The organism is Kineococcus glutinatus (assembly GCF_039542765.1).
Taxonomy (GTDB): domain Bacteria; phylum Actinomycetota; class Actinomycetes; order Actinomycetales; family Kineococcaceae; genus Kineococcus_A; species Kineococcus_A glutinatus.
The window spans coordinates 1-7,759 of the sequence record NZ_BAABIL010000585.1; the positions used below are offsets into that span (position 1 = coordinate 1).

10 protein-coding genes are annotated in these 7,759 nt (G+C 74.9%); 2 read left to right on the forward strand and 8 right to left on the reverse strand.

What is annotated here, in order from left to right; all coding sequences use genetic code 11:
- On the forward strand, positions 1 to 287 hold a 287-nt coding region (locus tag ABEB16_RS18600), incomplete at its 5' end, for a lytic transglycosylase domain-containing protein (protein ID WP_345713702.1).
- Positions 288 to 379: 92 nt separating this feature from the next.
- Here the strand turns inward: ABEB16_RS18600 and ABEB16_RS18605 are convergent.
- Positions 380 to 1,165, reverse strand: coding sequence for an ABC transporter ATP-binding protein (locus ABEB16_RS18605; protein ID WP_345713703.1), 786 nt, complete (start codon positions 1,163 to 1,165; stop codon positions 380 to 382).
- A 61-nt stretch (positions 1,166 to 1,226) separates the two neighbouring features.
- On the opposite strand from ABEB16_RS18605, the gene ABEB16_RS18610 reads away from it, so the two are divergent.
- Complete coding sequence (locus tag ABEB16_RS18610) at positions 1,227 to 2,015, forward strand: hypothetical protein (RefSeq protein ID WP_345713704.1); 789 nt, start codon at positions 1,227 to 1,229, stop codon at positions 2,013 to 2,015.
- Positions 2,016 to 2,157: 142 nt separating this feature from the next.
- Here the strand turns inward: ABEB16_RS18610 and ABEB16_RS18615 are convergent, their stop codons facing one another.
- From ABEB16_RS18615 to ABEB16_RS18645, 7 genes are all read right to left on the reverse strand, one after another.
- A complete protein-coding gene (locus tag ABEB16_RS18615; RefSeq protein ID WP_345713705.1) occupies positions 2,158 to 2,691 on the reverse strand; it encodes a hypothetical protein in 534 nt (177 codons plus the stop codon).
- 77 nt (positions 2,692 to 2,768) lie between these two features.
- Positions 2,769 to 3,137, reverse strand: coding sequence for a response regulator (locus tag ABEB16_RS18620; RefSeq protein ID WP_345713706.1), 369 nt, complete (start codon positions 3,135 to 3,137; stop codon positions 2,769 to 2,771).
- Positions 3,134 to 3,481 carry a hypothetical protein gene (locus ABEB16_RS18625; protein ID WP_345713707.1) on the reverse strand — a complete coding sequence of 116 codons (348 nt, stop codon included), beginning with the start codon at positions 3,479 to 3,481 and terminating at the stop codon, positions 3,134 to 3,136. The genes ABEB16_RS18620 and ABEB16_RS18625 overlap by 4 nt, the downstream gene beginning before the upstream one ends.
- Positions 3,462 to 5,915: a chemotaxis protein CheA gene (locus ABEB16_RS18630; RefSeq protein WP_345713708.1), complete on the reverse strand. Its 2,454-nt coding sequence runs from the start codon at positions 5,913 to 5,915 to the stop codon at positions 3,462 to 3,464. Before ABEB16_RS18630 ends, ABEB16_RS18625 begins: the two co-directional genes overlap by 20 nt.
- The gene (locus ABEB16_RS18635) at positions 5,912 to 6,388 is read right to left on the reverse strand and encodes a response regulator (RefSeq protein ID WP_345713709.1); all 477 of its coding nucleotides are present in this window, start codon (positions 6,386 to 6,388) and stop codon (positions 5,912 to 5,914) included. Before ABEB16_RS18635 ends, ABEB16_RS18630 begins: the two co-directional genes overlap by 4 nt.
- A complete protein-coding gene (locus ABEB16_RS18640) occupies positions 6,385 to 7,260 on the reverse strand; it encodes a CheR family methyltransferase (protein ID WP_345713710.1) in 876 nt (291 codons plus the stop codon). The genes ABEB16_RS18635 and ABEB16_RS18640 overlap by 4 nt, the downstream gene beginning before the upstream one ends.
- Positions 7,257 to 7,759: HEAT repeat domain-containing protein (locus ABEB16_RS18645; RefSeq protein WP_345713711.1), on the reverse strand; the 503-nt coding region annotated here is incomplete at its 5' end. The genes ABEB16_RS18640 and ABEB16_RS18645, both read right to left, overlap by 4 nt.

Genomic DNA, 7,759 nt, shown 5'->3' on the forward strand with positions numbered 1-7,759 from the left:
ACACCGGGCCCTCCTCCGCCGGCGCCCAGGGCCCCATGCAGTTCATGCCCGCCACCTTCCGCGCCTACGCCGTCGACGGTGACGGCGACGGCACCACGGACGTGTGGAACCCCGCGGACGCCGTCCACACCGCCGCCCGCTACCTGTGCGCCAACGGCGGCGGCGGTGACCGCGCCGCCGAGGCGCGCGCGCTGTGGCACTACAACCACGCCGACTGGTACGTGCAGATGGTCCAGCGCATCGCCGACGAGATGGACACCACCGGGGTCCTCGTCCGTCAGGGCTGAGCGTGGTCTTCGAGCACCGTTGCGCTGCCAGAACTATTTGAACTACTTACGCCCGATAACTTGCCATATGTTCATTCGACGGACGGGCGACCTCAGCGCAGGGCGCGCGCCGTCCAGCGGCCGGCCTCGGTACCGACCTCCAGCGCCAGGCCGAACGTCGTCGACAGCAGGTCCGACGTCAGGACCTCCGCCACCGGGCCACCGGCCACCACGCGGCCCTCGCGCAGCAGCAGCGCGTGCGTCACCCCCACGGGGATCTCCTCCACGTGGTGGGTCACCAGCACCGTCGTCGGCGCCACCGGGTCCGCGGCCAGCGCCGTCAGCCGCCGCAGCAGGTCCTCGCGACCCCCCAGGTCCAGGCCACCGGCGGGCTCGTCGAGCAGCAGCAGCTCCGGGTCGGTCATCAGCGCCCGGGCCACCTGCACCCGCTTGCGCTCGCCGTCGCTGAGCGTGCCGTAGCGGCGGGTGGCCAGCGCACCCACGCCCATCAGCCCCAGCAGCTCCTCCGCGCGGGCCAGGTCCGCGTCGTCGTAGGACTCCACCCACCGGCCGGTGACGCCGTAGGCCGCGGTCACGACGACGTCGCGCACCACCTCACCGGCGGGGACGTGCTGCGCCAGCGCGCTGCTGGCCAGGCCGATCCGCGGGCGCAGCTCGAAGACGTCCACCTGCCCCAGCCGCTCCCCCAGCACCGACACCCGGCCGCGCGTCGGGTGCAACCGTGCCGCTGCGATGGACAGCAGCGTCGACTTGCCCGCGCCGTTGGGCCCGAGCACCACCCAGCGCTCGCCGTCCTCCACCTGCCAGTCCACGGCGTCCAGCAGGACCTTCGTGCCCCGCGTCACCGTCACAGCCGCCAGGTCGAGGACGTCGCTCATGGCCGCGACCCTAACGACGCCCCCCGCGGCCCCCGCACGCGGACCCGCCTACCCTGACCCGGTGCTGGACCTGCCCCGCTCCGCCCGCCTCGCCGCCTGGGGCGCCGCCGTCGCGGGCCGGCGCGCCGCGCTCGACCGGGCCGTGGCCGCCGTGCAGCGCGAGGACGAGCCCCACACCCTCCGGTGGAGCACCACCGCACCCGCCCTGCCCGGCGGCGCGAGCGCGACCACCCTGCGCGAGCTGCTGCCGGCGCTGCCCGCGGGCAGCCGCACCGAGGTGGTGCTGCCCGCTCCCGGCGACCCCGTGGGGCTGCCGGGCCCGGCCGACGTGAACGCCGAGGCCCTCGACGCCGGCGAGTGCGTCGTCCTGGAGGTGCCCGGCGCGCCGCAGCGCTGGGCCCTCGTGCCCGCCGTCGAGGTCTTCGGTTCCGCGTGGGAGCCGGGGGTCCTCGTGGAGTGGGCGGTGCACGCCGCGCTCCCCCGCCGGGCACCCGCGGTCGTCGACCTGCCCACCGCCGAGCGTGAGCTGCGCACGGCGCTGACCGCCGCCGTGCAGGCGCTCGCGGCCCTCGATGTCGCCCGCTGGCGCCCGGACGCGGCCGACCGCATCGCCGCCGTCCGGGAAGGTGGACTGCGCCCCGACGCCCTCCCCTCGCACCACGACCCCCGCGCGGTCCGCGTCGCGCAGAGCGCAGCGCAGGTCATGGCCATCGTCGAGCTCGCCGGTCAGGACGACGGCGCCGCCGTGACCGGGTACGAGGTCGCCGGCCGCGGCCGGGCACTGCGGGAGGTGGCGGACACCGCGCGCCGGGCCCTGGCAGCGGCGGTGAACGCGGGTTCCGCCCCCTGATCGGGGTGGAAGCTCGCTGGCGAGTACGTGTACTGATAGTGCACGATAACTAGGAATATATGCTGTATGACGATGACGAACACGCGCAGGAGCCCCCGGCAGGAACTGCCGGGGGCTCCTCGTGGCGCTGCGGTGCAGCCCCTCAGAACAGCTCGACGACCGCCGGCTGCGCCTCCTCGACCCGGCCGGCCCCCACGACCTCGGCGTGGACCCGGCGCTGCGCCGCGGAGACGTACCCGCGCTGCAGCGCCTGCAGCGCGTCGTCGGGACGGGGCAGCTCCCCCGTGCCCGTGCCGTCCAGGTGGTCGGCGGCGGCGCGCAGCCCGCCGGCCACGTCGGCCAGCGCGGCGAGGACGCCGTCGACGCCCTGCCGGGTCACGTCCTGGAACTGGGTGGCGGCCAGGACGGCGGTCGTGGCCGCCTCCAGCGTGCGGACACCGTCGGACAGCTCGGCGGCCTCGCGCGGTGCGCGGTCCTGCAGCGCGCGTGCGACGCGGTCGACGCCCTCGGTGCCGGCGTCGGCCGCCTGGACCTGGGTGAGGATCGACACGGCGGCCTCCTCCGTGGTGGCCACGACCTGCCGGAGCTGCCCGGCGAGGACGGCCAGGACCTGCTCCGCGTGCCGCAGCAGTGCGCTGACGTCCGCGGCCGGGACGTCGTGGGTGGTGTCGGGCACCGGGCCCCTCCCCTCTGGCGGTGGGGGTCGCTCGCGCGCGCGAGCGACCCCTCCGGCGGCTGTGCGGTCCGCGGCGCTCAGGCGCCGGGGACGACCTGGCGGATGACGTTGAGCAGGGCGTCGGGCTGGACGGGCTTGACGAGCCAGCCGGTGGCGCCGGCGGCCTTGGCCTCGGCGCGCTTGGTGGCCTCGGACTCGGTGGTCAGCATGAGGATCGGCGTGAAGCGCAGGCCGGCCTTGCGGGCCTCGCGGACGAAGCCGATGCCGTCCAGGCGGGGCATGTTCACGTCGCTGATGACGAGGTTGGGCTTGAGGCCGCCCTTGATGCGGTCCAGGGCCTCCTGGCCGTCCTTGGCGGTCTCGACGGCCATGCCGGCCTTGGTGAGGACGGACTTGATGCTCATCAGCATCGTGGGCGAGTCGTCGACGATCATGACGGTGGTCATGGTGCTACCCCTTCGAGGGTCGGTGCGGGGACGGGCTCGTCGCCGGCGGCGGGTGCCGCGGCGGGTGCGTCGCCGGCGGTCCGGGCGATCGGCTCGGGTGCGGGGCGGTGCGCTTGGAGCAGCGGCAGCACCCAGGCCCTGAGGAAGGCATCGGCCGGTGGGGCGCCGACCTTGACGCGCGCGGCGAGCAACGCCTGCAGCACGGCGGTGTGCAGGTGCTCGCAGTCGGCGAGGTCCACGCGGGCCTCGCCGGTGGCGCGCAGCCAGGTGGCCAGGGGTTCGGCGTCCTCGACGACGAGGGCGCCGGTGAGGACGGCGGTGCGCCTACCGAGCTGCAGTGGCACGGGTGTTCAGCTCCTTGACGTCGAGGACGAGCAGGACGAGGCCGTCGCCCAGCAGGGCGGTGCCGCAGTAGCCGGGTGTGGCGGCGAGCAGGCCCTCGAGGGGTTTGAGGATGACGTCGGTGTTCTGGTGGAACCGGTCGACGACGAGCCCGAGGGGTCCGGTGGGGGTGCGCACGACGAGGACGTTGAGGTGCTCGGCGTCGAGGTCGCCGCCGATGTCCAGCAGGGAGCCCAGCGAGGACAGCGGCAGGATCTCCTCGCGCAGCGCCAGCACCGGGCGGCCGGCGACGCGGGTGAGCGCGGTGCGCTCGGTGCGGACGGTCTCCACGACGTCGTCGAGGGGGACGCCGAAGCGCTGGCCGCCGGCGGTGATGAGCAGGACGCGGGAGACGGCCATCGTCAGGGGCAGGCGCAGGCGGACGGTGAGGCCCTGCCCGCGGGCGTTGACGGTGCTGACGGAACCGCCGAGCCGTTCGATGGAGGAGCGGACGGCGTCCATGCCGACGCCGCGGCCGGAGACGTCGGAGATCTGGTCGGCGGTGGAGAAGCCGGGGGCGAAGATGAGCTGGGCGGCCTCGTCGTCGGCCATGGACTCCAGGGCCGCCTCGTCGATGATGCCGCGCTCGTAGGCCTTGCGCCGCACCTTGTCGGTGTCGATGCCGCGGCCGTCGTCGACGATCTCCACGACGACGGCGTCGCCGTCGGGGGCGGCGCGCAGGGTGAGGGTGGCCTCGGCGGGCTTGCCGGCCCCCTCGCGGTCGGCGGGGGTCTCGATGCCGTGGTCGAGGCTGTTGCGGACCAGGTGCACGAGGGGCTCGGCGAGCATCTCGATGACGTCCTTGTCCGCGGCGGTGTCCTCGCCCTCCTGCACCAGCCGGACGTTCTTGCCGAGCTTGCGGGACAGGTCGCGCACGAGGCGGGGGACGCGGGCGAAGGCGGTGGAGACGGGCAGCATCCGCACGTCCATCACGGCCTGCTGCAGCTCCTCGCTGACGCGGCTGATGGCGGCGAACTCGTCGCGCAGGCGGCGGGCCAGGGCGCGTGCGCCGGCGTCCTCGGCCTCCTGGGCGACGAAGGGCAGGGCGTTCTTGGCGACGACGAGCTCGCCGACGAGGTCGAGGAGCTGGTCGACCTTGGCCTGCTCGACCTTGAGGACGCGGTTGGTGGGGGTGGCGTCCTCGGTGGTGGCGGCGCGCTCGGCGTGTTCGGGGGCGGGTGCGTCGGGGGTGCCGGTGGGGGTTGCGGCGGGAGCGGCGGCGCCGGCGGGAGGGGCGCCGGCTCCGGCGGCGCGGGTGGCGTGGTCGGCGTCGGTGACGGCGCCGACGGCGAGGCCGGTGATCCACATCTGCAGCTCGCCGGTGTCGCCGAAGGCGAGGGCGTCGGCGAGGACCTCGGCGCCGACGGTGGTGTCCTCGCCGAGGGCGGCGGCCACGCGCAGGGCGGCGTGCCCGGCGGCGCGGGTGCGGGCGTCGAAGGTGGCGGTGGCGGTCTCGTCGTCACCGGCGCCGGCGGCCAGGACGTGGGTCTGGGCGCGCAGCAGCTCGCCGTACCAGGTGAGCTCGGCGGCGCGGGCGGCGGCGGCGGGGTCGGGTTCGCCGGTTCCGCCGGTGGCCTCGGCGGTGGGGCCGGTGCCGTCGAGGAGCCAGCCGAGGTTCTCGGCGCAGACCTCGGCGGTGGCGAGCTGGTCGGGCACGTAGCGGAAGACGTGGCCGAGCTCGCCGGTGCCGGCGCGGGTGAGGAGGGTGAACTGCAGGACGCAGTCGTACTCGTCGATCTCGTCGATGCCGGCCAGGGGCTGGGGGGTGGTGATGGCCAGGTTCTCCACGGCGGGGACCTGCCGGACGAGGCCGAGGGGGTCCTCGCCGCGGAAGAAGCAACCGGAGTCGGGGGTGTAGCGGGCGGCGCGCAGGGTGGAGCCGGTGAGGTCCAGCCAGGTGCGCAGCTCGGTGAGGACGGTCTCGTCGAGGTCGCGGACCCACTCGGGCAGGGGCTGGACGGTGGCCGGGGTGGCGGTGGCCGGGGGTGCCCCGGCGGCGGTTCCGGTCCCGTCGCCGAGGAAGGTGCGCAGGCGGGAGGAGATGGCCTCGCCCTCGGCGTCGGCGCCGGCGGGCACGCGGCCGGTGCTCTCGATGGCGGGCATCCAGCGGCGCACGGCGTCGAAGGCGGCGAGGAGGCCGTCGACCATGGCCGGTTCCAGGGCCAGGGTGCCCGAGCGCACGGCGTCGAGGAGGTCCTCGGCGGCGTGGGTGAGGCGGGTGAGCTCGGGCAGGTCGAAGAGGCCGGAGGAGCCCTTGAAGGTGTGCGCGGCGCGGAAGACGGCGTTGACGAGGTCGCGGTCGCCGGGGTCCTGCTCCAGGCGCAGGAGGCCGTCGTCGACGTCGGCGAGCAGGTCGGCGGACTCGGCGACGAACTGGACGAGGAGGGGGTTGCTCACGGGTGGCTCCCGGTCGGCAGCTCGGTGGTGGCCTCGGTGGTGGTGGCCTCGGTGGTGGTGGCCTCGGTGGTGGGGGTGCCGGCGGGCAGGGCGGCGGTGAGGAGGTCCGCGGTGCGCTGCAGCAGGTCCGGGGCGACGGGCTTGACGAGGTAGAGGTTGGCGCCGGCGCGGTAGGCGGCCTCGGCGTCGGCCTCGCCGGACTCGGTGGAGATGGTGACGACGGGGGCCGCGCAGGAGACGGGGGCCGAGCGCAGGCGCTGGACGAGGGTGTAGCCGTCCATCTGCGGCATGTTGACGTCGACGACGAGGAGGTCGTAGCCGCCCGCGAGCAGCATCTCCAGGGCCTCGAAGCCGTTGACGGCCTCGTCGACGTCGAAGCCGGCCTGGCGCAGGATCCCGCCGTGGTACATGCGCACGGTGGGTGCGTCGTCGACGACGAGGGCGCGGCGGCGCCCGGTGGTGGGGGTGCTCATCGGGCGGCTCCGATCGCGGGGCGCTGGTAGACGATGCCGTCGTCGATGCGGACGGGCTCGAAGATCGGGGAGATGCGGCTCATCGACTCGGAGTGGCCGAGGAACAGGTAGCCGCCGGGGCGCATGGCGCCGAAGAGGTTCTCCGCGGCGCGGCGGGCGGACAGCTCGTCGAAGTAGATGAGGACGTTGCGGCAGAAGACGACGTCGAAGGCGCGGAAGGAGCGCATGAGGTCGGTGTCGCAGACGTTGGTGGTGGTGAACTCGATGGCCTCGCGCACGTCGCCGGAGAGGCGCCAGCGGTCGGCGGGCAGCTTCTCGAAGTACTTGGCGCGCAGGGCGGGTGGTACCCGGTGCATGGAGCGGGGGCCGTACTCCCCCGCCTGCGCCTGGTGCAGGACGCGGGTGTCGATGTCGGCGGCGACGATCTCCACGTCGGTGGTGGCGATGCCGGGCCAGTCCTCCAGCAGCCGCAGGGCGATGGAGTAGGGCTCCTCGCCGGTGGAGCACGGCAGGGACAGCAGCCGGACGGGGCTGTCGTCGCGGGCGGCGCGGCGGGCGGCGGCGATGCGGGGCATGACGGTGCGGACCAGGGAGTCGAACTGGTGGTCCTCGCGCATGAAGTACGTCTCGTTGACGGTGAGCTCGTTGACGAGCTGCTCGGCGAGCTGGCCGCCGCCGGCGCGCAGCTGCAGGAACCAGGAGTTGAAGTCGCCGCCGTGGTGCTGCACGCAGGCGTGGACGCGCTTGTCGACGAAGTAGCGCTTGTTGTCGCCGAACTGGATGCCGGTGCGGCGGTAGACCCACTCGCGCACGCGCAGGAACTGCGCGTCGGTGAGGATCTTCTCGGCGGTGGTGGGGCTGGTGAGGGTCACCGGCCACCTGCTGCGGTGGTCGCGACGGAGGCGAGGAAGCCGAGGTAGGGGTTGGTGGGGAAGCGGGCGGCGCCGGTGGCGGCGAGGTCGGCGGCGAGGTCGGAGTCCAGCAGCTGGGCGGCGTCGACGGCGGCGGCGACGATGTTGGCGTCGGTGTCGTGCTCGGCGACGAGGGCCAGCCACTGCCCGACCCGCGGGTGCGGCAGCGTGGAGAGCACCATGACGGTGAGGGTGCGCACCCGGGCGTCGGGGGAGGCCAGCAGGTCGGTCACGACGCCGGCGACGCCGGTGGGCATGGTCTGCAGGGCCACGACGACGGCGTTGCGCAGGCCGGTGTCGTCGCTGCCGAGCCAGGCGCCGAGCGCGCGGGCGACGGCGGGGTCGTCGGTGCCGGCGAGGGTGGTGCGGACGGCGTCGAGCACGGTGGGGGCGACCTCGGCGAGCACGGCGGCCAGCAGCGCGGCGGTGGCCTCGGCGGCCTGCCCGGCGGAGGCGTCCG